The 24,609-nt window shown below is 60.0% G+C and carries 25 protein-coding genes; 16 read left to right on the top strand and 9 right to left on the bottom strand.

The genetic code is table 11. The features are described 5' to 3' along the window. Window positions 1–27 precede the first annotated feature (27 nt). Entirely contained in the window at window positions 28–336 is a 309-nt protein-coding gene (gene yecR / locus ACM6HV_RS26835) for a YecR family lipoprotein (protein ID WP_145596960.1), read from the top strand. A 1-nt stretch (window position 337) separates the two neighbouring features. On the opposite strand, the gene ACM6HV_RS26830 is transcribed toward yecR, so the two are convergent. Beyond that, window positions 338–1,963, bottom strand: coding sequence for a hybrid sensor histidine kinase/response regulator (locus ACM6HV_RS26830; RefSeq protein WP_414905721.1), 1,626 nt, complete (start codon window positions 1,961–1,963; stop codon window positions 338–340). A gap of 114 nt (window positions 1,964–2,077) precedes the next feature. On the opposite strand from ACM6HV_RS26830, the gene ACM6HV_RS26825 reads away from it, so the two are divergent. Further along, window positions 2,078–2,701 carry a LuxR C-terminal-related transcriptional regulator gene (locus tag ACM6HV_RS26825; protein ID WP_414905720.1) on the top strand — a complete coding sequence of 208 codons (624 nt, stop codon included), beginning with the start codon at window positions 2,078–2,080 and terminating at the stop codon, window positions 2,699–2,701. A 54-nt stretch (window positions 2,702–2,755) separates the two neighbouring features. Continuing rightward, complete coding sequence (locus ACM6HV_RS26820) at window positions 2,756–2,950, top strand: hypothetical protein (protein WP_414905719.1); 195 nt, start codon at window positions 2,756–2,758, stop codon at window positions 2,948–2,950. Window positions 2,951–3,045: 95 nt separating this feature from the next. Here ACM6HV_RS26820 and ACM6HV_RS26815 read toward each other — a convergent pair whose 3' ends face one another. After that, window positions 3,046–4,044, bottom strand: a complete 999-nt coding sequence (locus ACM6HV_RS26815; RefSeq protein ID WP_041062602.1) for a bile acid:sodium symporter family protein — start codon at window positions 4,042–4,044, stop codon at window positions 3,046–3,048. An 85-nt stretch (window positions 4,045–4,129) separates the two neighbouring features. On the opposite strand from ACM6HV_RS26815, the gene ACM6HV_RS26810 reads away from it, so the two are divergent. From ACM6HV_RS26810 to ACM6HV_RS26795, 4 genes are all read left to right on the top strand, one after another. Beyond that, window positions 4,130–4,918, top strand: a complete 789-nt coding sequence (locus ACM6HV_RS26810; RefSeq protein WP_095136410.1) for an AraC family transcriptional regulator — start codon at window positions 4,130–4,132, stop codon at window positions 4,916–4,918. A 139-nt stretch (window positions 4,919–5,057) separates the two neighbouring features. Next, the gene (locus tag ACM6HV_RS26805) at window positions 5,058–6,770 is read left to right on the top strand and encodes an amidase (RefSeq protein WP_414905796.1); all 1,713 of its coding nucleotides are present in this window, start codon (window positions 5,058–5,060) and stop codon (window positions 6,768–6,770) included. Between the two features lie 223 nt (window positions 6,771–6,993). Continuing rightward, window positions 6,994–7,467, top strand: a complete 474-nt coding sequence (locus ACM6HV_RS26800) for a hypothetical protein (RefSeq protein ID WP_414905718.1) — start codon at window positions 6,994–6,996, stop codon at window positions 7,465–7,467. Between the two features lie 289 nt (window positions 7,468–7,756). Then, window positions 7,757–8,734 (top strand): TerC family protein, encoded by a 978-nt coding sequence (locus ACM6HV_RS26795; RefSeq protein WP_414905717.1) that lies wholly within the window; start codon window positions 7,757–7,759, stop codon window positions 8,732–8,734. Window positions 8,735–8,811: 77 nt separating this feature from the next. On the opposite strand, the gene ACM6HV_RS26790 is transcribed toward ACM6HV_RS26795, so the two are convergent. Both ACM6HV_RS26790 and ACM6HV_RS26785 read right to left on the bottom strand, forming a co-directional pair. Beyond that, window positions 8,812–9,912 carry a polyamine ABC transporter substrate-binding protein gene (locus tag ACM6HV_RS26790; RefSeq protein ID WP_007960451.1) on the bottom strand — a complete coding sequence of 367 codons (1,101 nt, stop codon included), beginning with the start codon at window positions 9,910–9,912 and terminating at the stop codon, window positions 8,812–8,814. Window positions 9,913–10,257: 345 nt separating this feature from the next. Next, on the bottom strand, window positions 10,258–11,664 hold the full coding sequence (locus ACM6HV_RS26785; protein ID WP_414905716.1) for a purine-cytosine permease family protein: 1,407 nt from the start codon (window positions 11,662–11,664) through the stop codon (window positions 10,258–10,260). Between the two features lie 324 nt (window positions 11,665–11,988). Between ACM6HV_RS26785 and ACM6HV_RS26780 the strand changes: the two genes are divergently transcribed. Then, a complete protein-coding gene (locus ACM6HV_RS26780) occupies window positions 11,989–12,474 on the top strand; it encodes a flavin reductase family protein (protein WP_003225754.1) in 486 nt (161 codons plus the stop codon). Between the two features lie 63 nt (window positions 12,475–12,537). After that, window positions 12,538–13,581: an LLM class flavin-dependent oxidoreductase gene (locus ACM6HV_RS26775; protein ID WP_145596945.1), complete on the top strand. Its 1,044-nt coding sequence runs from the start codon at window positions 12,538–12,540 to the stop codon at window positions 13,579–13,581. Window positions 13,582–13,654: 73 nt separating this feature from the next. On the opposite strand, the gene ACM6HV_RS26770 is transcribed toward ACM6HV_RS26775, so the two are convergent. Then, window positions 13,655–14,104 (bottom strand): winged helix-turn-helix transcriptional regulator, encoded by a 450-nt coding sequence (locus ACM6HV_RS26770; protein ID WP_145596942.1) that lies wholly within the window; start codon window positions 14,102–14,104, stop codon window positions 13,655–13,657. Between the two features lie 189 nt (window positions 14,105–14,293). Between ACM6HV_RS26770 and ACM6HV_RS26765 the strand changes: the two genes are divergently transcribed. Beyond that, complete coding sequence (locus tag ACM6HV_RS26765; protein ID WP_414905715.1) at window positions 14,294–15,112, top strand: alpha/beta fold hydrolase; 819 nt, start codon at window positions 14,294–14,296, stop codon at window positions 15,110–15,112. A gap of 45 nt (window positions 15,113–15,157) precedes the next feature. On the opposite strand, the gene ACM6HV_RS26760 is transcribed toward ACM6HV_RS26765, so the two are convergent. From ACM6HV_RS26760 to ACM6HV_RS26750, 3 genes are all read right to left on the bottom strand, one after another. Continuing rightward, the gene (locus ACM6HV_RS26760; RefSeq protein WP_414905714.1) at window positions 15,158–15,871 is read right to left on the bottom strand and encodes a DUF72 domain-containing protein; all 714 of its coding nucleotides are present in this window, start codon (window positions 15,869–15,871) and stop codon (window positions 15,158–15,160) included. Between the two features lie 216 nt (window positions 15,872–16,087). Next, window positions 16,088–17,875: a thiamine pyrophosphate-requiring protein gene (locus tag ACM6HV_RS26755; RefSeq protein ID WP_414905713.1), complete on the bottom strand. Its 1,788-nt coding sequence runs from the start codon at window positions 17,873–17,875 to the stop codon at window positions 16,088–16,090. A 235-nt stretch (window positions 17,876–18,110) separates the two neighbouring features. Continuing rightward, window positions 18,111–19,004, bottom strand: a complete 894-nt coding sequence (locus ACM6HV_RS26750; protein WP_414905712.1) for a LysR substrate-binding domain-containing protein — start codon at window positions 19,002–19,004, stop codon at window positions 18,111–18,113. Between the two features lie 176 nt (window positions 19,005–19,180). On the opposite strand from ACM6HV_RS26750, the gene ACM6HV_RS26745 reads away from it, so the two are divergent. The 5 genes from ACM6HV_RS26745 (at window position 19,181) to ACM6HV_RS26725 (ending at window position 22,662) form a co-directional block, all read left to right on the top strand. After that, window positions 19,181–19,801, top strand: a complete 621-nt coding sequence (locus tag ACM6HV_RS26745; RefSeq protein WP_414905711.1) for a LysE family translocator — start codon at window positions 19,181–19,183, stop codon at window positions 19,799–19,801. A gap of 73 nt (window positions 19,802–19,874) precedes the next feature. Further along, a complete protein-coding gene (yghU, locus tag ACM6HV_RS26740) occupies window positions 19,875–20,714 on the top strand; it encodes a glutathione-dependent disulfide-bond oxidoreductase (protein ID WP_414905710.1) in 840 nt (279 codons plus the stop codon). Window positions 20,715–20,944: 230 nt separating this feature from the next. Beyond that, window positions 20,945–21,313, top strand: a complete 369-nt coding sequence (locus ACM6HV_RS26735; protein WP_414905709.1) for a hypothetical protein — start codon at window positions 20,945–20,947, stop codon at window positions 21,311–21,313. Between the two features lie 66 nt (window positions 21,314–21,379). Continuing rightward, window positions 21,380–22,231 carry an AraC family transcriptional regulator gene (locus tag ACM6HV_RS26730; RefSeq protein ID WP_414905708.1) on the top strand — a complete coding sequence of 284 codons (852 nt, stop codon included), beginning with the start codon at window positions 21,380–21,382 and terminating at the stop codon, window positions 22,229–22,231. Window positions 22,232–22,275: 44 nt separating this feature from the next. After that, window positions 22,276–22,662 (top strand): cupin domain-containing protein, encoded by a 387-nt coding sequence (locus ACM6HV_RS26725; RefSeq protein ID WP_414905707.1) that lies wholly within the window; start codon window positions 22,276–22,278, stop codon window positions 22,660–22,662. A 113-nt stretch (window positions 22,663–22,775) separates the two neighbouring features. Here the strand turns inward: ACM6HV_RS26725 and ACM6HV_RS26720 are convergent, their stop codons facing one another. After that, window positions 22,776–23,360: a TetR/AcrR family transcriptional regulator gene (locus tag ACM6HV_RS26720; RefSeq protein ID WP_414905795.1), complete on the bottom strand. Its 585-nt coding sequence runs from the start codon at window positions 23,358–23,360 to the stop codon at window positions 22,776–22,778. Window positions 23,361–23,506: 146 nt separating this feature from the next. On the opposite strand from ACM6HV_RS26720, the gene ACM6HV_RS26715 reads away from it, so the two are divergent. Continuing rightward, on the top strand, window positions 23,507–24,607 hold the full coding sequence (locus ACM6HV_RS26715) for an alkene reductase (RefSeq protein WP_414905706.1): 1,101 nt from the start codon (window positions 23,507–23,509) through the stop codon (window positions 24,605–24,607). The last annotated feature ends 2 nt before the right edge of the window (window positions 24,608–24,609 follow it).

The following is a 24,609-nucleotide window of genomic DNA, read 5'->3' as shown; positions in this document are numbered from 1 at the left end:
TTTCTTCGGTAAAGGACGACGTTCATCATGAAAACCCTGATCGCTACTCTCACCCTCACCGCCCTCGCCCTGACCGGCTGCGCCACGCCCAAACAGTGGGAAGCCACCGGCGGCAGCAAGAACGACGGCGTGGTTCAGGTCTCCTACGAACTGGGCCAGTTTGAAAGCGGCCAGACCAGCGCCGCACAAGGTCTGACTGTCGCGATGGAGCGCTGCAAGACCTGGGGTTACAAGAACGCCGAGGTGACCGGTTCGGAGAAAAACATCTGCCGCACCATGGGCCAGTTCAACTGCCTGCAAACCACCATCACTCAGGACTACCTCTGCAAGCGTTGAGTCAAACCTGCTCGGCCGGTTCGGTTTGCCGGTCGCGCAGGGCTCGCAAGGTCGCGCGCAGCTCGGCCGGGCGTACCGGTTTGGACAGGATGGCAATTTGGCGGTCGTGCAAGGCCGCCTGTATTTTCTCGATGTCATGCCCGGTGATGATCATCGCCGGCACCGCAAAACCACGCTGGCGCCGCACCTCGTCGATGCACTCGATCCCGGTCGAATGCGTACCCAGATCGTAATCGGCGACGATGACGTCGCAATCGGTGACCAGCCCCTGCCCGCTCAACTCGCCTTGCACCACGCAGCCCCAGCGCTCGAGCAGCGCCGAGGTCGCCAGCAACACGTTGCGATCATCCTCCACCAGACACACCTTTAGCCCGGTCAACAGACCGGCCTGCCGCACATCGTCACGCATGGCCGGCAACTGCGGCGCCACGGCCACCGGCAAGCCATACAGGGTGACCGCCGTGCCGCGCCCAAGCTGCGAGCGCAGCGCCACATCGACGCCGATCAACTGCCCCAGACGCTTGACGATCGACAGCCCGAGGCCGACGCCTTCCACGTCCTTGTCACGCACCTGACGCACCCGATAAAACTCCTCGAACACTTTCGGCAGATGCTCCTCGGCAATGCCGTTGCCGCGGTCATAAATCACGATGGCCAGCCCGGTGCCGCGTCTGCGCACGCCGATCAGCACCGGGCGTTGCGCGCCGTACTTGAAACAGTTGGAAAGCACGTTCTGCACCATGGTCGCGAGCAGCGCCGGATCGCTCTGCACCCAGTGACGGCACGGGCGCAGGCGCAATTCCACACCGGCCCAGCGCGCGGCTTCGGCGTTCTGGCGGACCAGGTCAGTCAGCCACTCGCCCAGATTGAACACCTGCAACCTGGGCAGGACGCGCCCGTTGTCCAGGGTGTAAAGGTCAAGAATCGAACGGAACAACTGCGAGACGTTGAGCAGCGACCGGTCAATGTTGTCGACCAGTTGCCGCTCCTGCTCGCCCAGCCGCGATTCACGCAGGCACGCTGTGAACAGACCGATGGAGTGAATCGGCTGGCGCAGATCGTGGCTGGCCTGGGCGAGAAACCGCGACTTTTCCAGATTGGCTGCGACGGCTTCTTCAGAGGCCTTGCGCGTGCGCTCCAGCAGCAAGTGCGCGTAGAACGGAATCACCGTGCTGGTGAGCATCAACATCAGGACCATGTACGGTTGCGCCTGCCACACCGGCGTCAACCGATAGACTGCCAGCAGCGCCAGCAACGCCAACCCCGTGGCAATCGCCAGATAGCGAGAGCCATAGCGCATACCGTTGCCCAGATTGACCCAGATGATCACCGCGTAGAGCGGCAACGCCGCTTCACCGCCGAGCACCAGGCCGAAACAGGTGCCGGTGTAATCGTGGATCATGCCAAAGATCCGCCGCGCCGGGTAATGCCCGGGCCAGCGCGCAATGGCCTGGCGCAGGACAATCGACGCCAGCAGAAACAGCGCGATATAGACCACCACCGGCAGATAGGTAGCGAAGCGCTGACCCGGCAACACGCCGAGCACGCAGATGTAAACCATGGCAATGCTGGCGATGATGATGCGCAGATTGGCCTGATCCAGCTCGGTGTTTTTCTCGAACTTCATGGGCAACATCCTTGTGCGACAGTCGTCAGATTCAGCAGCGGCCAGCAGGCAATCCGCGTCTGCGGTGCTAAGGTGCATGCCGTAAACCACGCCTGATCCAGGGAGGGTCACGCCATGACCGGCCGAATCATCATAGCCGACGATCACCCGTTGTTTCGCGAAGCCATGCGGCGCACCGTGCAGCGCCTGCTGCCCGAAGCATCTATCGAGGAGGCCGGCGATCTCGACGCCGTGCTGGCCGTGCTGGCCTTGCTGCCCGCCGGCAACGAGCCGGACACGCTGATTCTCGACCTGCGCTTCCCCGGCCTGACCTGCATCAGCCAACTCGCCGAGCTGCGCCAAAAACTGCCGCGCACCACTTTGATCGTAGTGTCGATGGTCGACGACGAGGCGTTGATCGGCGAAGTGATGGCGGCTGGCATAGACGGCTTCATCGGCAAGAACATCGCCCCGGATGAAATCGGCGAGGCGATTCTGGCGATCCGCGAAGGCGAAGTGTTGGTCAGGTTCGCCCCTTCCGGGTTGCTGCCACTGGAGACCGGCACCGCCCTCACCCCGCGTCAGCAGGATGTGTTGCGGTTGATCGCCCAAGGCAAGACCAACAAGGAAATCGCCCGGGAGCTGGATATTTCGCCATTCACCGTGCGCATCCACGTGTCGTCGTTGTTGCGCACGCTCAATGTGCCGTCGCGGGCAGCCGCTGCGGTGAAATATTCGGGAGGCAGTGGCGCAATTTAAATGAACCCTGCGGGCTTGGGCTTACCTAACTGAAAGACCATCAGGAGGTAGCCCATGCAAATTGAACCCGTCTGGATCGTACTCGCCGTCGTTCTTGTGATCATTGAACTGTGGGCGATCAACAGGGTGCGCAAGAGCGCAGGCAAAGGCAGCAATAAAGGCGTGTGGATTATCACCATCGTGTTCCTGCCCTTGTTTGGCCTGATTGCCTGGGCACTGGCCGGCCCGAAACACGTTACGCAGGATTGATACAACAAAAACCCCTGTAGGAGTTGCCGCAGACTGCGATCTTTTAAAATCAAAAGATCGCAGCCTGCGGCAACTCCTACAGGGGAAGCGGTGTTTTACGGATCAACCTGCGCCATCAACTCCGGCACCGACTCTGGCCGTTTCGCGTAACGCTGCGCCAGCACAGCGCAGACCATCAATTGAATCTGATGGAACAGCATCAGCGGCAGGATCAACACGCCAATCGTGCTGCCGGCAAACAACACCTGCGCCATCGGCACGCCAGTGGCCAGACTCTTCTTCGAACCGCAGAACAGAATGGTGATACGGTCTTCCTGGCTGAAACCGAACGCCTTGCCCAGCAAGGTCGACGCCAGCAGCACCAGCGCCAGCAGAATGCAGCAGACCACCACCAGCCCCAGCAGATCGACCAGCGGAATCTGATGCCAGATACCTTCGTTGACCGCCTCGCTGAACGCGCCATACACCACCAGCAGAATCGAACCCTGATCGACAAACTTCAGCCAGTTTTTGTTGCGGCCGACCCACGCGCCGATCCAGCGCCGAGCGATCTGCCCGGCAATGAACGGCAGCAGCAGTTGCACGCTGATCTTCAGAATCGCATCGACGGTCGAACCGCCGTCACCGTGCACGTTCAGCAGCAGCGTCACCAGCAACGGCGTCAGGAAGATCCCGAACAGGCTCGATGCCGCCGCACTGCAGATCGCCGCCGGAATATTGCCCCGGGCCAGCGAGGTGAAAGCAATCGCCGACTGCACGGTGGCCGGCAACGCGCAAAGGTAGAGCATGCCCATGTACAGCTTGTCGCCGATCAGCGGTGACAGCAGCGGTTTCAACGCCAGACCGAGGAGCGGGAACAGCACAAAGGTCAGGCCGAACACCAACAGGTGCAGGCGCCAGTGGCCGGCGCCGGCGATGATCGACTCACGCGAGAGCTTGGCGCCATGCAGGAAAAACAGCAGCGCGATGGCGATGTTGGTCAGCCAGCCGAACCCGACCGCGACCTGACCGCTGGCCGGCAGAAAACTGGCCAGCAGCACGACGCCGATCAGGGTCAGGGTGAAGTTGTCGGGCAGGAATCTTGGTCGGGTCATGGGTCTGTTCATCCGGGGGTTGCCAGTACGTGACTGCGACTCTAACGTGAGCAGAAATTACCGACTAACGCCGACGAGCCAACAGATGCCGCCTAAAGGACACGAGAAAAGCTTCCGGCGCAGCATTCCCGGCCTGCCCAGCCTGCCCCGTCCGCTGTACGGGCGCACCGAATCGCTGCCCAATCGCGCACTGACCCGGCGTCACAGCCACCCGTGGGTGCAATTGTCGTACGCGATTCAGGGCGTGCTCGAAGTGCAGACCAGCGCCGGGCGTTTCGTCGCGCCACCGGAGCGCGCGGTGTGGATTCCGGCGGGCGTGCCGCACCGAGTGTTCAGCTCGCCGCACACGGAAATGCGCAGCCTGTACATCGATTGCAGCGTGGCTGGCTGGGCGCTTGAACGTTGTCATGTATTGGGCGTCAGCGACCTGCTGCGCGAGCTGATTCGTGCGTTCAGTCTGGTTCCGGTGGAATACGACGAGACCGGCGCGCATGGCCGCCTGGCCCAGGTGATCCTCGATCAACTGGCCGAGGCGCCGCAGATTGACCTGATGCTGCCGCTGCCGCAGGACAGCCGTCTGCGGCAGATTTATCAAAGTCTGGAGCAACATCCGGAACAACAGACCACACTGAACCATTGGAGCGAAAAATTCGGTGTCACCGAGAAAACCCTCAGCCGACTGTTTTTACGCGACACCGGCCTGACCTTCCGCGCCTGGCGTCAGCGCTTGCGTCTGTTGGGTGCGCTGACCCCGCTGGAACGCGGCGAGCGGGTCACCGACGTGGCGCTGGCCTGCGGTTATGACTCGACCTCGGCGTTCATCGCGGCCTTTCGCCAGCAGTTTGGTGAGACCCCGGGCGAATTTTTTCGCTGACTTTTGTCGATATTTATCGAATTATCACATGCCATTCGGCAAAGTTCAGGGTAGAGTTTCGCCCATACGAAATGCTTCACGCATTTCGACGATAACCCTGATGACCCAACCCTTTAGCGAACCTGTCGGCGGTAACAGCATGATCGAAGTCACTGAAGTCTCCATTGCTCAATTACGCGCGGCGCTCGAAGCCGGCCAGACCACCGCGGTTGAACTGGTGCAGGCCTATCTGGCCCGGATCGACGCCTATGACGGCCCGCACACCGCCACCGCACTGAATGCCGTGGTGGTGCGCAATCCTGAAGCGCTGGCCGAAGCCCAGGCATCCGATGCGCGCCGGGCCAAGGGCGAAACCCTCGGCCCGCTCGACGGCATCCCCTACACCGCCAAGGACAGCTATCTGGTCAAGGGTCTGACCGCCGCCTCCGGCAGCCCGGCCTTCGCCGATCTGGTCGCGCATCGCGATGCATTCACTATCGAACGCCTGCGCGCCGCCGGGGCGATCTGCCTAGGCAAGACCAACATGCCGCCGATGGCCAATGGCGGCATGCAGCGTGGTGTTTACGGTCGCGCCGAAAGCCCTTACAACGCGGCCTACCTGACTGCGCCGTTTGCCTCCGGATCGTCCAACGGCGCCGGCACCGCCACCGCCGCGAGTTTCTCGGCCTTCGGCTTGGCGGAAGAAACCTGGTCGAGCGGTCGCGGCCCGGCGTCGAACAACGGTTTGTGCGCCTACACGCCGTCGCGCGGCGTGATTTCGGTACGCGGCAACTGGCCACTGACGCCGACCATGGACGTGGTGGTGCCGTACGCACGGACCATGGCCGATCTGCTTGAAGTGCTCGACGTGGTCGTCGCGGAAGACCCCGACACCCGTGGCGACCTGTGGCGCCTGCAGCCGTGGGTGCCGATCCCGAGCGTTGCCTCGGTGCGCCCGGCGTCCTACGCCGAACTGGCGGTGAAGTCCGATGCGCTGGCGGGCAAGCGCCTCGGTGTGCCGAAGATGTACATCAATGCCGACCCTGAAGCCGGCACCAGCGAAGCGCCAGGCATCGGCGGCCCGACCGGGCAACGCATCAACACCCGCCCCTCGGTGATCGACTTGTGGAAACAGGCCCGCGCGGCTCTGGAAGCGGCCGGTGCCGAAGTCATCGAAGTGGATTTCCCGCTGGTCTCCAACTGCGAAGGCGACCGTCCGGGCGCGCCGACCGTGTTCAATCGCGGCATCGTCTCCAAGGAGTTCCTGCACCACGAACTGTGGGACCTGTCGGCCTGGGCCTTCGACGATTTCCTGCGCGCCAACGGCGATCCGAAGCTCAACCGTCTGGCCGATGTCGACGGGCCGAAGATCTTCCCGCACGACCCCGGCACCCTGCCCAACCGTGAGGGCGACCTGGCCGCCGGCATGGACGAATACGTGCGCATGGCCGAGCGCGGCATCACCCCGTGGGATCAGATCCCGACTCTGCCGGACGGCCTGCGCGGCCTGGAAAAGACCCGCAAGCTCGATCTGGAAGACTGGATGGACACGCTGAAACTCGACGCGGTGCTGTTCCCGACCAACGCTGACGTCGGCCCAGCAGATGCCGATATCAATCCGGAATCGGCGGACATCGCTTGGAGCAACGGCATCTGGGTCGCCAACGGCAACCTGGCGATCCGGCACCTCGGCGTGCCGACCGTCACTGTGCCAATGGGGATCATGACCGACATCGGTATGCCGGTCGGCCTGACCTTCGCCGGTCGTGCCTACGATGACTCGAATCTGTTGCGCCTGGCCTCGGCGTTCGAGGCGACCGGCTCCAAGCGTCAGGTGCCGCCGCGCACTCCGGCGCTGACTGCCGGCAAGTAACAAGGAGGGTTGGATTGAGGCTCGAAAGGGTCTCAATCCGCTCTCGGCAGCAGTGGCCTGTCGCTCATCTCTGCGTCAATCCCCCTTCAACATACCCTCCCGTGCCTGACAACTGACAGTTCTGACAGTAACGGTCGAACAGGACCGCGAGTAACGTTCTCGCTCGATGGACTTTCCATTTAGAAAATCCGCGAAATCGCTTATCACTCAAGGAACGCAGACCATGAGCAATGCCAATCTATTACAACAACTTGGCGTCGATGAGAATTTGAAGCCTTTACCCATCAAAGTAAAACAACAACCCCTTGATAAATACTACAAGGCGACATTCACCCCTGATTTTCCGCCCATTCCGAGGTTCGAGCCGAACGTGTTTATGTATGCTTCCTTCGCTCCCGACACAGTCAGTGTCATCGGCCGATATCACAAAGGTAACGCTTTATACCAAATTACTATCGTCATTGATCAGAAGCTAGAAAGCGGCATATACACGTTTATGAGAGGCGAAGAAGGCCCTGTGTTTGCTCACGTCACTGGTACTCAAGGGTTCCTTTATGGTGACAACGGCAGAATCAAACTTGTTCGAAACAACATAGAACAATCAATATACGCAGAGTTTAAATTCCAAATAGAGTTCGAGGATACAACCTACAACGTAGATGGCAGCTTAGCACTACTGGCGACGGGCCCTCTTTAAAACTTTCAGCAATAGGAAAGCTGGTTGCAAACACACATCAATGCCAAACGGGTAAGTGCCTGCCCGCAGTGTTTGGCAGCTCCACCTTTCAAATTAACTCACGTTGAAATTTCTCTCGCAGTCACGCATCAATGCCGCTTGCCATTGCAAAGACGCCTGCTGAAAAAAAACGCCAGACACTTCGTTTTTATCGAACTTTATCTCAGGAATATACGATTTTTCCTTGGCACTCACTCCTCGCTAGCATGTCCCGGTCTATCTCCAACGACATAAAGCCAGGGAGCCCGCCATGCCAACTGACAATATCAACATCGGCGAACCATGGATGTGGGGCGCGTTTATCGTCTTCGTCCTCGCCATGCTTGCACTGGACCTGTTCGTTTTTGGCGGACGCAAGGCACACCGCGTTTCAGTGCGGGAAGCGTCCTGTTGGGTGATCGCCTGGTGCGCACTGGCGATGGCTTTCGCCGGGTTGCTCTGGTGGCATCTGCACGGCGAGTTCGGCGCCGACATTGCCCAGCGCAAGACCCTGGAATTCCTCACCGGTTATCTGATCGAACAGTCGCTGTCGATCGACAACATGTTCGTCTTCGTGATGATCTTCAGCTACTTCGCGGTGCCGCCGGAACTGCAACGCCGGGTGCTGCTGTATGGCGTGCTCGGGGCGATCGTGATGCGCGCGGCGATGATCTTTGCCGGGGTGTGGCTGGTGTCGCAGTTCGAGTGGCTGTTGTATGCCTTCGGGGTGTTCTTGATCATCACCGGGATCAAGATGCTGATGTTTGCCGAGCAGCAACCTGATCTCGACAAAAACCCGCTGCTGCGCTGGGTGCGCGGACACATGCGAATCACTCAGGGCTTTCATGGCGAGCGCTTTTTCGTGCTGCAGAACGGCGTGCGCTGGGCCACGCCGATGTTTCTGGTACTGGTGCTGATCGAGGCCAGCGACCTGATGTTTGCGGTCGATAGCATCCCGGCGATCTTCGCGGTCACTACCGATCCGTTCATCGTGTTCACCTCGAACATCTTCGCGATCATGGGACTGCGGGCGTTGTATTTCCTGCTGGCAGACATGGCCGACCGCTTTCATCTGCTCAAGTACGGACTGGCGATCGTGCTGGTGTTCATCGGCGGCAAAATGACGCTGATGCCGTGGTTTCACATGCCGGTGGAATGGTCGCTGGCGGTGGTCGGCGGGGTGATTCTGGGCTCAGTGGTGTTGAGCCTGATCGTCACCCGCAAGGAAGACCAAACCCAATCCCTGTAGGCGCTGCCGCAGGCTGCGATCTTTTGATTTTGCTTTAAAAAAGATCGCAGCCTGCGGCAGCTCCTACAGGGGCGTGGTTACTTGTCGGACTTGATGCTGGTCCACACCCGGGTGCGTACGCGTTCGAGTTTTTGCGGCAGTGGCTGGACCACGTAGAGGGTTTTCAGGGCTTCAGGCGTTGGCGTCAGGTTCGGGTTGGCGGTGATGTCTTTGTTCACCAGCGGCATCGAGTCCTTGTTGACGTTCGGGTAGCCGAGGAAGTCGCTGATCGGCGCAATGACTTTTGGATCGAGCAAGGTGTTGAGGAATTCGTGGGCCTCTTCGACATTCTTCGCGCTCTTTGGAATGGCGAAGGTATCAAACCAGATCGGCGCACCTTCCTTCGGCAAGCGCCAGTCGACCACCACACCATTGCCCGCCTCTTTCGCACGGTTACCGAACTGATAGAAGCTGCCGGAGTAACCGATGGCCACGCAGATATCGCCGTTGGCGATGTCGGTCATGTACTTGGCCGAGTTGAAGTAGGTCACGTACGGACGAATCTTCAGCATCAGGTCCTTGGCCTTTTCATAGTCGGCCGGGTTCTGGCTGTTCGGGTCGAGGCCGAGGTAATGCAGGGCCAGCGGCAGAATTTCCGACGGCGAATCGAGCATCGCCACGCCGCAGGATTTGAGCTTCTCCATGTTTTCCGGCTTGAACACCAGATCCCAGCTGTCCACCGGCGCGTTGTCGCCGAGCGCTGCCTTGACCTTGGCCGGGTTGAAACCGATCAGCACCGTGCCGTACATGTAGGGCACGCCATACTGGTTGCCAGGGTCATTAGCGTCGAGCAGTTTGAGCAGCGCCGGATCCTGGTGACTCCAGTTCGGCAGTTTCGACTTGTCGAGTTTCTGGAACACGCCGGCCTTGATCTGGGTGTCGATGAACTGGTTCGACGGCACCACCAGGTCGTAACCGGAGTTGCCGGTGAGCAACTTGGCCTCCAGCGATTCGTTGGTGTCGAAGGTGTCCCAGGTCACTTTGATGCCGGTCTTCGCGGCAAAATCCTTGGGCACCGACGGCAGGATGTAATCCGCCCAGTTGTAGACCCGCAGCTCGCGCTGTTCGGCGTGTACCGCGCTGGCCAGCAGCGTCAGCCCACACACGGTGGCACCCAGAATGCGTTTCATCGTGACCATGGTTGTTTCCCCGGAATGCGACGTGAGATCGATGGTTTTTATGTTCTGTACACGGCAGCGGCTGTAAAGGTAGCCAAGGGCAAGCAAAGTCCAGCGTTTAGTTATGACTTTGATTCTTGCCGACCGCGGGGTCGCGGCACAGTGGGGGATGGGCCAAAAGGGGATCGAAATGGCCAATTTGAATGACCACTGGAATGCACAAGGGCTAAGGAAACATCATTTGTGGCGAGGGAGCTTGCTCCCGCTGGACTGCGCAGCAGGCCCTGCTTTTCTAAATCGAAGAGCGAGGTCCGCTGCGCGGCCCGGCGGGAGCAAGCTCCTCGCCACAGTATTATTGATGATCGGTCAGTCGGTATAACTCAACCGCGCCACCCTGCTCTGCCGGGTCTGCCCGCGCGTGGCGAGGCAGTAATACAACGGCACCGTCACCACCAGGCCGAACAGCCACGACAGATCTGCACCGTCGACCAGATTGGCGTACGGCCCGACGTACAGCGACGTATTGGCGAACGGCAGTTGCACAATGATCCCGATGAAATAGGCAATGATCGCGTGCAGATTGAAGCGCCCGTAAATGCCGCCGTCCGCGCGGAAAATCGAGCTGATGTCATAGCTGCCGCGCTTGATCAGGTAGAAGTCGATCAGATTGATCGACGCCCACGGCACCAGCACCAGCAGCAACGCCAGAATCAGCCCGATGAACTGCGAAATGAAATCCGCCGAGGCACCCAGCGCTACCACGCAGCAAGCCGCCAGCACCATGCTCGACAACGTTACACGCACCTTGATGCTCGGCGTCCACTGGCTGGCGAAGGTCTGGATCGAGGTGATGATCGACAGCACCGCGCCGTACAGATTCAGCGCGTTGTGGCTAATGATATTGAGCAGGAACAACACCATCAGAATCGGTCCCAGCCAACCGGTGGACTGCTTGACCGCCGCCATCGCCTCGGTGCCTTCCGGCGTCGCCAGAACCGCCACGGCACCAAAGCTGAATGACAGAATCGTGCCCAGCGTCGCGCCCAGATAAGTGGCCCAGAACGGTTTGGCGATGCCGATATCTGCCGGCAGATAACGCGAGTAATCGGACACGTACGGCGAGAAGCTGATCTGCCAGATGATCCCCAGCGACACCGTCGCCAGCCAGCCCGACAAGTTGAAGCTGCCGCGCGTCAGGAAGTCTGCCGGCAAGTCGTGGGCGAAGATGTAGATGAAACCGGCGAGCAGCGCGCTGCCCATCACCCAGGTGCCGATGCGGTTCAGTGTGTGAATGAAGTTGTAGCCGATCACGCCAATCGCCGTGGCCGCCAGTGCGCCAATCAGAATGCTCAGCGGCGCCGGTACCGACGGCGCAATGCCGACAATCGATTTACCGGCAAGCACGATGTTGGAAATGAAGAAGCCGATGTAGATCAGCGCCGCAAAAAACACGATCAACAATGCGCCGTAACGCCCGAACTGGCCACGGCTCTGAACCATTTGTGGAATGCCCATGCGCGGCCCCTGCGCCGAGGCCAGTGCGATCACCACGCCGCCGATCAGGTGCCCCAGCGCAATCGCCAGCAGCCCCCAGAGCAAGTCGAGATGGAATACCTGAACCACCATGGCGCCGGTGACGATGGGCAGTGGCGCAATGTTGGTGCTGAACCATAAGGTGAAAAGGTCGCGGGCCTTCCCGTGGCGTTCCGCGAGTGGGACGTAGTCGACCGTGTGATTCTCGATCAACGGATCTTGCCGGGACATCTGGGACATATGCATGAACTCGAGTTTGTCTGTTCTTATCTTTGTATGAAGCCAAACCGGGGGGACTCTGCGGCCGCCCCTCAGATGCAGACCATATTATGGTATTCCAAACATTTCACAAGACTGATCCGTATTTTACGACGCTATCTGATGCGCCATCCTCACTGATACTGCGGCCTGCAGGCCAGCCTAAAGCCCAATAAACGCTGAGTTTCCGACGAAAGCACCACGTTTATCGGTTCAGCCCAAAAGCCCTTGCAAAGAAAAAATACTGGTATACCATCAGACCAACAAATACATAAAAATCGCGTCACAACACCCGAGGATCGTCCAATGATCGATGCTGCCATCTACAAACAAGTCATGGGCTCGTTTCCGTCCGGCGTCACTGTCATCACCACGCTGGACGATGACGGCCAGATCGTCGGCCTCACCGCCAGCGCCTTCAGTTCACTGTCGATGGACCCGGCCCTGGTGCTGTTCTGCCCCAACTACAGCTCCGATTCTTATCCCGTGCTGATCAAGAACAAACGCTTCGCGATCCACGTCCTCTCTGGCGGCCAACAGAGCGAAGCCTACGCCTTCGCCCGTAAAGGCAAGGACAAAGCGCAAGGCATCGAGTGGACATTGAGCGAGTTGGGCAACCCGATCCTGGCCAACGCGACGGCTATCATCGAGTGTGAGTTGTGGCGCGAATACGAAGGCGGCGACCACGCGATCATGGTCGGCGCGGTGAAGAACCTGATCGTCCCGGAACAGCACACCGGGCCGCTGGTGTATTGCCACGGCAAGATGGGCGCCCTGCCCGTTCTGGCCTGAGCAAGATTTCAGCCCTCCCACACAGCTTTGTAGCCTCAACAATAAAAGATCCGAGGAAGCGTCATGAAATTTTCCCTGTTCATCCACATGGAACGCTGGGACGAAAGCGTCAGCCACCGCCAACTGTTCGAAGACCTGACCGAACTGACCCTGATGGCCGAGGCCGGCGGTTTCAGCACCGTGTGGATCGGCGAACACCACGCGATGGAATACACCATCTCGCCGAGCCCGATGCCGCTGCTGGCCTACCTCGCCGCCAAAACCACCACCATTCACCTGGGCGCCGGCACCATCATCGCGCCGTTCTGGCACCCGCTGCGGGTGGCCGGTGAATGCGCCCTGCTCGACGTCATCAGTAACGGCCGCATGGAAGTCGGCCTGGCGCGCGGCGCCTATCAGGTCGAATTCGATCGCATGGCCGGCGGCATGCCCGCCTCCAGCGGCGGTCAGGCCCTGCGCGAAATGGTTCCGGTGGTCCGCGCCCTGTGGCAAGGCGACTACGCCCACGACGGCGACATCTGGAAATTCCCGACCTCGACCAGCGTGCCGAAGCCGATTCAGAAGCCCAACCCACCGATGTGGATCGCCGCCCGCGACCCCGACTCGCACAACTTCGCCGTGGCCAACGGCTGCAACGTGATGGTCACGCCGCTTATGAAAGGCGACGAAGAAGTCGTCGACCTGAAGAACAAGTTCCAGGCCGCACTGGACAACAACCCCGACGTCCCGCGCCCGCAACTGATGGTGTTGCGCCACACCCACGTGCACTCGGCGGACGATCCGGACGGCTGGAAAGTCGGCGCCAAAGCCATCTCACGGTTCTATCGCACCTTCGATGCGTGGTTTGGCAACAAGGAAGTACCGGTCAACGGCTTCCTCGCTCCGAGCCCGGAAGAGAAGTTTGCCGGGCGTCCGGAGTTTGAGCTGGAGAGTTTGCACAAGACGGCGATGATCGGTACGCCAGAGGAGATCATTCCGCGCATCAAGTACTACCAGGAACTGGGGGTGGATGAGTTCAGTTTCTGGTGTGACAACAGTCTGCCGCATGCGGAGAAGAAGAAGTCGCTGGAGTTGTTCATCAAGCATGTGGTGCCGGCGTTTCGCTAAGGACCCTACAGGTTGAAACCGAACAAACAAACGCCCCAACGCTGTGTCGGGGCGTTTGCATTTAAACCTTCAATCAGTGCACCACGCCGAGTTTCGTCGACACCTCGCCGGCCCCCAGCGCACGGCCATCAGCCGCCTGCAACTCCAGCTTCCTGATCGGCTGCCGCTGCTGCGCGTCAACCATCACCGAACCCGGCTCACCCGGCGCATACAGGTGCTCGCCGCCCCACTGCGACAGCGCAACGATCACCGTCTGCAAGGCCTTGCCGCGTTCGGTCAGCACGTATTCCTTATAGGCACCGCCATCGGCGGCCGGCACGGTTTGCAGGATCCCCTGCTCCACCAAGGCCTTGAGCCGAGCGCTGAGCATGTTCTTGGCGATGTCCAGATTCTTCTGAAAATCACTGAAGCGGCGAATGCCCTCCAGCGCATCGCGGATGATCAGCAGCGACCACCAGTCGCCGATCAGGTCCAGCGTACGGGCGACCGGGCAGGCGTTGCCGTGCAGGCTTTTGCGCTTCACAGGGTGTTTCTCCGTCAAATCCAGCGTGTGGTTGCATCTTACAACTGTGACAGTGGAAAAGAACCACACCACCCGCCTTGGCAATTCAGCACTTGCGTACAAGTGACAGCAACGATTTGCGCCGATAGTAACTGGCGGCCATTGCGGTATCCGGCCTTCCTGAACGATCGCCCACAGCAAGGAGTTTCCATGAGCACATTCACTACCGATGACGGCACACAGATCTATTTCAAGGACTGGGGCAGTGGCAAACCCGTGTTGTTCAGCCATGGCTGGCCACTGGATGCCGATATGTGGGAATACCAGATGGAGTACCTGAGCAGTCGCGGCTACCGCACGATTGCCTTCGACCGCCGTGGTTTCGGGCGCTCCGATCAACCGTGGAACGGCTATGACTACGACACCTTTGCCGACGACATCGCGCAACTGATCAAACACCTCGACCTGCGCGACGTCACGCTGGTCGGTTTCTCCATGGGCGGCGGCGACGTCAGCCGCTACATCGCCCGCCACGGCAGCGAGCGCGTTGCCGGGCTGGTGCTGCTCGGCGCGGTGACGCCACTGTTCGGCAAGAAGGCCGACTATCCGCAAGGCGTCGACACTTCGGTGTTCGACGGAATCAAGGCCGGTCTGCTCAAGGATCGTGCGCAATTCATCGCGGACTTCGCCGCGCCGTTCTACGGGACCAATCAGGGCCAGAAAGTCTCCGACGGCGTGCTTACGCAAACCCTGAACGTCGCCCTGCTCGCCTCGCTCAAAGGCACCGTGGATTGCGTCACCGCGTTCTCGCAAACCGACTTCCGCCCGGACATGACGAAGATCGACGTGCCGACCCTGGTGATCCATGGCGACGGCGATCAAATCGTGCCGTTTGAAACCACCGGCAAGCAGGCCGCCGCGCTGATCAAGGGCGCCGAGCTGAAAGTCTACGCCGGCGCGCCCCATGGTTTTGCCGTGACGCACGCCGAGGCGCTGAATGAGGATCTATTGGCCTTCCTCAACCGCTGACGATCATCGGCGCGACGATCGTCTGCGACGACGTGTCCGCCTGGCTCAATCCGCCATCAACGCTGCCAGTGCCAACGCGTTACCCAGCGCGGCACCACTGGCGGTGTTGTCGAAGATGCACCAGACCGCGGCGCCCTCTGCTGCCGCGACCTGCATCTGCTCTGCCAGCGCTTGCAGATAACGCCCGTTGTAGGCGCTGTGGTAGATGCGTGGCGAACCGTGCAATCGCCAATAACACACACCTGCCCAGCCTTGCGCCGAACCATCGATACTGATCCGCGACGGATCGACCACGGCCTGGGCAATCCGATACGCCTGCAGCATCGGCGGCGCCGCCACCCATGACTCATGCCGTGGCTCAAGCACCACGGCACCGGCGAAGCGTTGGCGCAACGCCACAAAAAACGCCTCTGCACTTGCCGGCTCAAAGGCCAGCGACGGCGGTAGTTGCACCAGCAAACATCCCAACCGGTCAGCCAGGCCCTCGCACTGCCCGAGAAACTCGTCCAGCGCTTGATCACAGTCCCGCAGACGCCATTCATGCGTGATCTGCTTTGGCACCTTCACCGAAAAACGAAAGCCAGGCGGCACCGAATCCGCCCAACGCGCATAGGTCTGACGCCGATGCGGACGATAAAACGAGCTGTTGATTTCCACGCCGTTGAACCGCGCCGCGTAGCGCTGCAGATGCGTGCCCTCGGCCGGAAACTCTGGCCAAAATTCACGCCCCAGACTCCAGCCTGCGCAACCGATGAACATCAAAAATAACCCTTCGCTGCTTCACCCATGAAAATCTCCACAGTCTTCGTTCACAGATTCAGGACACGGCGAAATACCTGTGGGAGCTGGCTTGCCAGCGAAGGCGTCGGCACCTCCACAATCGCTGCACCTGACACAACGCTTTCGCGAGCAAGCTCGCTCCCACAGAGTTCTGCGGCGCTCACAGATTTGGGACACGACGAAGCGCCTGCACGACTATTTTTTGCCGGGGAGGACGCTGGCCAGCACCTGCTTGGCGGCTTGCACAATCACGCCCGCTTCGTCGGGGTCACCCTTGAGCAAAGTGGTGGCGAATTTTTTTGCCTGTTCGAGCTTGATGTGCGGCGGCAACGGCGGCACGTTGGGGTCGGTCTTGAACTCGATCAGCACCGGCACGTCCGAGGCCAGCGCCTGCTCCCAGGCGGCAGCGACGTCCTCGTCGCGGTCGACGAAAATCCCTTTCAGGCCGATGGAAATGGCGAACAGGTGATACGGCACATCGGGAATGCTCTGCGAGGCTTCGAACTTCGGATCGCCTTCCATCACCCGCTGCTCCCAGGTGACCTGATTCAGATCCTCGTTGTTGAACACCGCGCAGATCCATTTCGGGCTACTCCATTGGCGCCAGTATTTGGCAACGGTGATCAGTTCGGCCATGTTGTTCATCTGCATCGCGCCATCACCCACCAGCGCAATCACCGCGCGCTCGGGATGGGCAAACTTGGCGGCGATCGCATACGGCACGGCAGCGCCCATCGAGGCCAGGCCACCGGACAGCGAACATTGCATGCCGCGGCGAATCTTCAGGTCACGGGCGTACCAGTTGGCGCAGGAACCCGAGTCGCTGGTGATGATCGCCTGCTCCGGCAGGCGCGGTGACAGCTCATACACCACCCGCTGCGGATTGATCGGATCGGCTTTGGCCATCGCACGCTTTTCCAGGGTTTTCTCCCAACTGCCGCGCCAGCCCTCGATCTTTTTGCGCCACTTGTGCGAGGTCTTCTGTTCGAGCAACGGCAGCAGCGCAGCGAGGGTTTCGGCGGAGTCACCGACCAGATTGACCTCCATTGGATAACGCAGGCTGAGCATGTCTGGCTGCAGGTCGATCTGCACGCCGCGCGCCTGACCTTCCTCGGGCAGAAATTCGGCATAGGGAAAACCCGAGCCGATCATCAACAAAGTGTCGCACTCGCTCATCATCTTGTAGCTCGGCTCGGTGCCCAGCAGGCCGATACTGCCGGTGACCCACGGCAAATCGTCCGGCAGCGCGGCCTTGCCAAGTAACGCCTTGGCCACGCCAGCACCGAGTTTTTCCGCGATGGCGATCACTTCATCCGTCGCTTGCAACGCGCCAGCGCCGACCAGAATCGCGACTTTTTCACCGCTGTTCAAAACGTCGGCAGCGCGCTGCAGATCCGCCTCGTAGGGCAGCACTTTCGGCTTGGTGTATCCGACGCCGGAATGCGCAGTGCCGTGTGCCCGCGCCGGTGGCTCGTACGCAAGATCCTGCAAATCATTGGGCAGAATGATCGCCGTCACCCGCCGCTCGCCAACCGCCGTGCGCACGGCACGATCGAGCAGATGACGCACCTGCGACGGCGCCGACGCCTGCTGTACAAAGGCCCCGGCCACGTCCTTGAACATCGAGACCAGATCCAGCTCCTGCTGGTAATGACTGCCGAGCGCCGTCCGCGCCTGCTGACCGACAATTGCCAATACCGGCTGGTGATCCATGCGCGCGTCGTACAGACCGGTGATCAGGTGCGAAGCGCCGGGCCCCGACGTGGCGATGCACACGCCCAGTTCGCCCGTGAATTTGGCGTGGGCCGACGCCATGAACGCGGCCATTTCTTCGTGTCGGGCCTGAACGAATTCGATCTTGCCATTGGCTCGGGCGAGCGCGCCGAACACACCATTGATGCCGTCTCCCGGATAACCAAAAATCCGCGTGACGCCCCATTGGCTGAGCCGCTCAACCAGAAAATCTCCCACTGTCGTCGTCATCTCGTTCCTCGCCTGTCACCGATGCATGAAGCCTGCCCGGCGAGACATCCGCCGGGCGGTACATGGGTCTGGACAGCTTGGGAGCGCGCGAAGTTTCGATTGTTTTTGCCCGACGGCATTGCCGAACCGCTCCCTGTAGGAGCTGCCGAAGGCTGCGATCTTCTGATGTTGTTTTTGGTGCATGCAGGAACGAGCGGCGATGACGCCTGACCCATTGACTGCAGCCCCTCTGTCGTCAAGGCTTCAGATCATCCACGAGCGGTGGGCTGCACGCGCTCATCTGCCGGGCAATCCACTCGCGAAAAATCATGGCATTGGCGCTCTGTTCGAAGGGTCGCGGTGACAGCAGGCAATAGCTCGAACCGTCCCGCACAAAGCCGAACGGCGAGATCAACTGGCCGGACTTGAGTTCGTCCTGCACCATCAGAAACGACGCCATACCGACGCCCAGCCCGGCCAGCGCGGCCTGAATGCACAGGTAGAAATGCTCGTAATCGACCCGACTGACATCCGATGCATTCATGCCAGCCAGTCGTATCCAGTTGTCCCACGCCTGCGGGCGCGTCTTGCTGTGCAGCAGGCAGGCGCCACGCAAATGATCACCGTCAGGTCGACTGGACGGCACGCAGACCGGGCCGATCCACTCTTCACAAAGGGTCACGCCGTGCACGGTTTCGTCCCAATGGAAATCGTCACGGCGGATCGCCAGATCCACGCCTGAACGAGCGAAGTCGATCGGCCCGCCGGCCGTCAGCAATTGCACTTGCAACTGTGGATGCGCGCTGTGGAAGTCGGGCAGACGCGGGATCAGCCATTTCATGGCGATGGTCGGCTCGCAGGACACCACCAACACGTCATCGTGGACTTCGCGTTGCAGACGATAAACCGTGCTCTGCAACTGCTCGAACATCGGCGCGGTGACATTGAACAGCAAGCGCCCGGCGTGGTTGAGAAAGATCGCGCGGTTACGCCGTTCAAACAACTCGACCCCGATCGCCTCCTCCAGCAAACGCACCTGGCGGCTGACCGCGCCGTGGGTGACGTGCAGCAGTTCGGCAGCCTTGACGAAACTCTGGGTCTGGGCGGCGGTGTTGAAGAAGCGAAAGGCAGCCAGCGGAGGCAGGTTCATATAGACGATGATTTCTCACAGATTTTCGCGACTATAAATCGTTTTTTTTGCCAGTGACAATTCCCCATCATGGCGCTACTCGGAGCCTGCCGCATCCTTCCAAACTTTTTCAAGAATGACTTCGGACAGTGCATCTGTGAAATCAAGTAGCGCAAATGACGCGATGGAGCGTAGGCATGAATGAATTGTTTCTGGTAATCGCCATCACTGCTCTGGCGGTGATCAGTCCCGGCCCGGACTTTGCCATGGTCACTCGCAACAGCTATGCCTACGGCCGACGCAGTGGTTTGCTCGCTGCGCTGGGCATCGCTTGTGGCGTGCAGGTTCATCTGTTCTACACGGTGTTCGGGGTGGCGCTGATCATCACCCAGTCGCCACTGCTGTTCTGGATGATGAAGCTGTTGGGCGCCGCATACCTGATCTTTCTGGGCATCAAATCCTTTACCAATCAATCGGTGCTGACATTTACCGATGCGAGCGCTTCGGCACCCCGCGCCTGGAAGGTGTTCTGCTCAGGTTTTCTGACCAATGCACTGAATCCGAAAACCATGTTGTTCGTTGTGGCGGCCTACAGCCAGGTGGTGGAGCCAGGCAGTTCACTGATGGTGAACTTCGCCTATGGCTTGTTCATGTCGGTCATTCATTGGCTGTGGTTCAGTCTGGTTGCGCTGTTTTTCTCCTCTGAACGGTTACGCCGTCGCCTGCTGGAAAAACAGCGGCTCCTCGACAAGTTCATCGGGATTGCGCTGATGGGGCTGGCGGCGTGTTTGATCATTCCGGGGGTTGCGCAGTCTTGAGCTAGAGCGTTTATGCTGTCGTGTCTGATATCCGTCAGGTCATTCTCGGCAAGTTCACCATGAGGCCCATTTCATGAGTAAAGCGCCCTACGCTCCGCCCAAGGTCTGGAAACACGAAGCGCCGTCCGGCGGACATTTCGCCAGCATCAATCGCCCGATTGCCGGGCCGACGCATGAAAAGACCCTGCCAGTGGGCAAACACCCGCTGCAGCTGTATTCACTGGCGACACCCAATGGCGTCAAGGTGACCATCCTGCTGGAAGAATTGCTCGCACTGGGGCACACCGAGGCCGAGTACGACGCGTGGCTGATCCGCATCAACGAGGGCGATCAGTTCTCCAGCGGTTTTGTCGAGATCAATCCGAACTCGAAGATTCCGGCGCTGCTCGACCGCAGCGCACAGCCGCCGATTCGGGTGTTCGAATCCGGTTCGATCCTGCTGTATCTGGCGGAAAAATTCGGCGCCTTCCTGCCCAAAGACCCGGCTGGCCGCACGGAAACCCTGAACTGGTTGTTCTGGCAGATGGGCTCTGCGCCGTATCTGGGCGGCGGCTTTGGGCACTTCTATGCGTATGCGCCGGAGAAGCTTGAATACCCGATCAACCGCTTCACCATGGAAACCAAGCGTCAGCTCGATGTACTCGACCGACGCCTCAAGGAAAGCCGCTATCTGGCCGGCGACAGCTACACCATCGCCGACATCGCGGTCTGGCCGTGGTACGGCCAACTGGTGCGCAACAACGTGTATTCGGCCGCCGAATTTCTATCGGCTCAGGACTACAAACACGTGCAGCGCTGGGCCGAAGACATCGCCCAACGCCCTGCGGTGAAGCGTGGCCAGCGCGTCAATCGCACCTGGGGTGACGAGGCGAGCCAGGTTTCCGAGCGGCATCAGGCCAGCGATCTGGATTGACGCCACATTCCCACAAAGATTTGTGCTGGACAGGGGCATCCCGGTTCACAGCAACCTTTGTGGGAGCGAGCTTGCTCGCGAAGGCGCCAGGTCAGTCAACACTGACATCACAGACCTACCGCTTTCGCGAGCAAGCTCGCTCCCACAGGAAATTCGGGTTGGACATGAGGATTTGTTAACCTCAGCAATTACAGTGAGACCACACCACCACTGTCGTATAAGGATCTGCAATGCCTGTTGGAAAACGAGAACTGGCGCGGATCGAGCGGCGCGTGATTGCCACGCTCACCGACGCGTGTGAAAGCGCAAAAAGCGAAATCAAAGGCTTCACCTGGCTGACTCACACCGCTGACCTGAACGCGTTGGCGGCAACCCTGAAAGTGATCTGGGTGTTCGATACTGAGGCCGACAAACATCTCGCCCTCACACAAGCCAAAGCGCGGATCTTCGAACTGACGGCCACTGCGCTGAGGGAGGCCGATATCGACCTGCCCGCATCAGAGCGCAAAGTGTATTTCGACTCCGAGGAGGCATGCCAACGCACGCACGGTGGCAACTGGCGTGAGCGTCTGGCGCAAAATACGCGAGGGCAACGGTGACACCCTGCTTTCGATCAGCTTGGCTATCATCGCTCGCAGCAGGCTTCTCTCAGAGACAGTGAAACCATGGAACAGTCCAGACCAGATCCAGATTCCGATTGGGTAGTGCGCAGCACACAGCCGGGGCGGATAGAACGTATCGAAGCCCGGTTTGGCGGCCATGGCTACCACCCACATCGGCACGATACTTACTCGATCGGTCGCACCCTCTCTGGCGTGCAAAGCTTTCACTACAAGGGCAGCCTGCGCCACGGCTTACCGGGTAACACCTTGCTCCTGCATCCTGATGAACTGCACGATGGCATGGCCGGGACCGAAGCGGGGTTTCGCTATCGAATGGCCTATATCGATCCGGCTTTGATTCAGCAGGTGTTGAAGGGTGAACCGCTACCCTTCATCGTCGGCGGTCTGTCCAGCGACCCGCGCCTGTATCGCGCCAGTGAAGCGTTCGTGCAGACGATGGATTACTCACTTGATCCGCTGGAAGAACAGGACGCCCTGTTTGATCTGGCAATGGCCCTGCGCGCCGTGGCGGGCAAACCTCGCGGGCGCAAACTGCTCGATTACCCGGCAGCCGAGCGCGCAAGGGAATTCATCATGGCTCACCTGCACCAGAGCATTACGCTGGAAATGCTGGAGCGCGCCAGCGGTCGTGAAAGATGGAGCCTCTCTCGGGACTTCAGAGTGCTGTTTGGCACCAGCCCCTATCGCTTCGTGACCCTGCGTCGCCTGGATATATTGCGCACGCTGCTGCTTGACCGATTCTCGCTGGTGGATGCCGCACTGGCTGCGGGTTTTCACGACCAAAGTCATATGACCCGGCACTTCACCCGCACTTATGGGGTATCTCCGTCGCGTTGGCTGGAACGCGTCCTGGGGCAAAGGCAACTTGCAGGATCGTACAAGCATCGCCAATAACCCCTTCGCTAGGCTGACGACTCCTGTCTGATAGAGGATTTGTCATGCCACATACCAGCAAAGTACCAGCACTGCACGCCATCAATCTGGCGCAGAAATCCGCGCTGATCGATCAGCAGTGGAGCCCCCGTGTGGTCGCCGAAATGAATGACTACCAGTTCAAAGTGGTTCGTATCGAAGGTGAGTTCATCTGGCACTCCCACCCGGAAACAGATGAGGCCTTTATTGTGATCGAGGGCACGCTGCGGATCGACCTGCCCCATGGCAGCGTATACGTCGAACCGGGTGAGCTGTATGTCGTGCCGCGCGGGATCGAACATCGGACGGCAGCGGAGGGAGAAGCGCGCCTGATGATGATCGAGCCTCAGGGTGTGCGTAACACCGGGCACGAAGGTGGCGAGCGCACGGCTGACAACGACGTCTGGATCTGAGCAGGAGGCGCCGTCAATCTGCGATTTGACGGCGCCTTTTTTGAGTGTCGTGCCGTTGGTTGGCCGCTGATCGACGGGCGATTTTGTACTGGGTTTACTGAGCGAGCACCGCCTCAGACCACCTCTTCGTCAACCGGCAACGAAGCCAGCATCTCCGCGCGGCACACCTCAAGAATCTCGTCGGCCAGGGCGGAATCATCCGGACAGGCGCGCGACAGCACAATCGCGCCGACAGCCCGCGACAGCAGGTCGATCATTTTCTTTCTCCCCTCGCCCTCCACGAGGTCCGGCCCGGTCGGATATTTGTCTCCGAGGGTCTGCAAGGTGCGCTCGATCCCTTCAGCAAACGTCGCTTTCACATCATCCGATTGACGCGCCGCGTCGCCACACAGCGCGGCCATGGTGCAACCGCTGCCACGTCCGTCGCGATGTTCTCTCGTCACATAGACATCGATGAAACCAGGCACGTCGAGCGCTCCGGCACCTGCCAGCGACTTGGCAAGACTGCAGGAAGCGGCTTCAGCCATCAGGTCGGCCTTGGAGCCGAAATGCTTGTAAAAACCACCGTGGGTGAAACCGGCAGCCGCCATGAGATCCGCCACACCGACGCCGTCAAAGCCGCGCTCACGGAACAGCTCGGAGGCGGTCTCGACGATATGTTCTCGATTGGCCTGCGCCTGGGCCTTGGTTACTCGCACGTGCAGTACCTCGTGTTCATTGGGAATGCTTGCGCCAATCATACATAGATGCTGGTCATAATCAAAACCGTTGACAGTTTAGATTTCGATCATCATCCTAATTGCAGGCACAGCGACTTCTCCAACGGGCACGGAAGAAATACCAGATGAGCAACCAGACCCTGTTCACCCCTTACACACTTGGCGACCTGACGCTGTCGAACCGCGTCGTCCTCGCACCGCTGACTCGCAACCGTGCAGGCGCAGGCTTTGTACCCAGCGAGTTCGCAGCCACCTATTACAGCCAACGGGCCAGCGCAGGTTTGCTGATCAGTGAAGCCACGCAGATTTCCCGACAAGGTCAGGGCTATCAGGACACCCCGGGAATCTACACGCCGGCGCAGATTGACGGTTGGCGCCAGGTGACCGATGCAGTCCATGCCAAGGGCGGAAAAATCTTTCTGCAACTGTGGCATGTCGGCCGCGTGTCGCACGTTGATCTGCAAGAAAACGGCGCCGCCCCCGTGGCCCCTTCTGCACTACGCGCTGCCACCAAAGTCTTCGTCAACAATCGCTTTGAAGATGTCTCGGCGCCGCGCGCGCTGGAGACCAGTGAACTGCCGGGGATCGTTTCCGATTTTCGCCAGGCTGCGGCAAACGCGATTACCGCCGGGTTCGATGGCGTGGAAATTCACGGCGCGAACGGCTATTTGCTCGATCAATTCCTCAGGGACAGCGCCAACCTGCGTACCGATGCGTATGGCGGCTCGATTGAAAACCGGGCGCGTCTGTTGCTTGAAGTGACGGCGGCCGTCGTTGATGAAATCGGCGCCAATCGCACCGGTGTGCGCCTGTCTCCGGTGTCGCCGGCCAACGGCGTCTCCAGCAGCGATCCGCAGGCGCAATTCGATTACGTCGCCGAGCAACTCGATGCCCTTGGGGTGGTTTATCTGCACGTGGTCGAAGGTGCGACCGGTGGCCCGCGCGACGTGGCGCCCTTCGACTTCGGCGCACTGCGCCAGCGCTTCAAAAACACCTACATCGCCAATAACGGCTATGACCTGGACCTGGCGACCTCGAAGCTCGCCGAAGACCAGGCCGACCTGATCGCCTTCGGTCGCCCGTTCATTGGCAATCCGGATCTGGTGGAGCGCCTCAAGCAGGGCGCGCCGTTGTCCGCGTTCGATCCCGCCACCCTCTATGGCGGCGGTGCGGCGGGCTACATCGACTACCCGACGCTGGCTGAATCAAGCGTCAGCGCCAACTGAGC

Source organism: Pseudomonas sp. IT-P260 (assembly GCF_949768395.1).
Lineage (GTDB): Bacteria > Pseudomonadota > Gammaproteobacteria > Pseudomonadales > Pseudomonadaceae > Aquipseudomonas > Aquipseudomonas parakoreensis.
This window is presented reverse-complemented; position numbering and strand designations above follow the sequence as displayed.

Excerpts from the sequence above, each read along its gene's own strand:
- yecR (WP_145596960.1), top strand. The coding sequence starts at position 28 with ATGAAAACCCTGATCGCTACTCTCACCCTCACCGCCCTCGCCCTGACC.
- ACM6HV_RS26830 (WP_414905721.1), bottom strand. The coding sequence starts at position 1,963 with ATGAAGTTCGAGAAAAACACCGAGCTGGATCAGGCCAATCTGCGCATC.
- ACM6HV_RS26825 (WP_414905720.1), top strand. The coding sequence starts at position 2,078 with ATGACCGGCCGAATCATCATAGCCGACGATCACCCGTTGTTTCGCGAA.
- ACM6HV_RS26820 (WP_414905719.1), top strand. The coding sequence starts at position 2,756 with ATGCAAATTGAACCCGTCTGGATCGTACTCGCCGTCGTTCTTGTGATC.
- ACM6HV_RS26815 (WP_041062602.1), bottom strand. The coding sequence starts at position 4,044 with ATGACCCGACCAAGATTCCTGCCCGACAACTTCACCCTGACCCTGATC.
- ACM6HV_RS26810 (WP_095136410.1), top strand. The coding sequence starts at position 4,130 with ATGCCGCCTAAAGGACACGAGAAAAGCTTCCGGCGCAGCATTCCCGGC.
- ACM6HV_RS26805 (WP_414905796.1), top strand. The coding sequence starts at position 5,058 with ATGATCGAAGTCACTGAAGTCTCCATTGCTCAATTACGCGCGGCGCTC.
- ACM6HV_RS26800 (WP_414905718.1), top strand. The coding sequence starts at position 6,994 with ATGAGCAATGCCAATCTATTACAACAACTTGGCGTCGATGAGAATTTG.
- ACM6HV_RS26795 (WP_414905717.1), top strand. The coding sequence starts at position 7,757 with ATGCCAACTGACAATATCAACATCGGCGAACCATGGATGTGGGGCGCG.
- ACM6HV_RS26790 (WP_007960451.1), bottom strand. The coding sequence starts at position 9,912 with ATGGTCACGATGAAACGCATTCTGGGTGCCACCGTGTGTGGGCTGACG.
- ACM6HV_RS26785 (WP_414905716.1), bottom strand. The coding sequence starts at position 11,664 with ATGTCCCAGATGTCCCGGCAAGATCCGTTGATCGAGAATCACACGGTC.
- ACM6HV_RS26780 (WP_003225754.1), top strand. The coding sequence starts at position 11,989 with ATGATCGATGCTGCCATCTACAAACAAGTCATGGGCTCGTTTCCGTCC.
- ACM6HV_RS26775 (WP_145596945.1), top strand. The coding sequence starts at position 12,538 with ATGAAATTTTCCCTGTTCATCCACATGGAACGCTGGGACGAAAGCGTC.
- ACM6HV_RS26765 (WP_414905715.1), top strand. The coding sequence starts at position 14,294 with ATGAGCACATTCACTACCGATGACGGCACACAGATCTATTTCAAGGAC.
- ACM6HV_RS26760 (WP_414905714.1), bottom strand. The coding sequence starts at position 15,871 with ATGTTCATCGGTTGCGCAGGCTGGAGTCTGGGGCGTGAATTTTGGCCA.
- ACM6HV_RS26755 (WP_414905713.1), bottom strand. The coding sequence starts at position 17,875 with ATGACGACGACAGTGGGAGATTTTCTGGTTGAGCGGCTCAGCCAATGG.
- ACM6HV_RS26750 (WP_414905712.1), bottom strand. The coding sequence starts at position 19,004 with ATGAACCTGCCTCCGCTGGCTGCCTTTCGCTTCTTCAACACCGCCGCC.
- ACM6HV_RS26745 (WP_414905711.1), top strand. The coding sequence starts at position 19,181 with ATGAATGAATTGTTTCTGGTAATCGCCATCACTGCTCTGGCGGTGATC.
- yghU (WP_414905710.1), top strand. The coding sequence starts at position 19,875 with ATGAGTAAAGCGCCCTACGCTCCGCCCAAGGTCTGGAAACACGAAGCG.
- ACM6HV_RS26735 (WP_414905709.1), top strand. The coding sequence starts at position 20,945 with ATGCCTGTTGGAAAACGAGAACTGGCGCGGATCGAGCGGCGCGTGATT.
- ACM6HV_RS26730 (WP_414905708.1), top strand. The coding sequence starts at position 21,380 with ATGGAACAGTCCAGACCAGATCCAGATTCCGATTGGGTAGTGCGCAGC.
- ACM6HV_RS26725 (WP_414905707.1), top strand. The coding sequence starts at position 22,276 with ATGCCACATACCAGCAAAGTACCAGCACTGCACGCCATCAATCTGGCG.
- ACM6HV_RS26715 (WP_414905706.1), top strand. The coding sequence starts at position 23,507 with ATGAGCAACCAGACCCTGTTCACCCCTTACACACTTGGCGACCTGACG.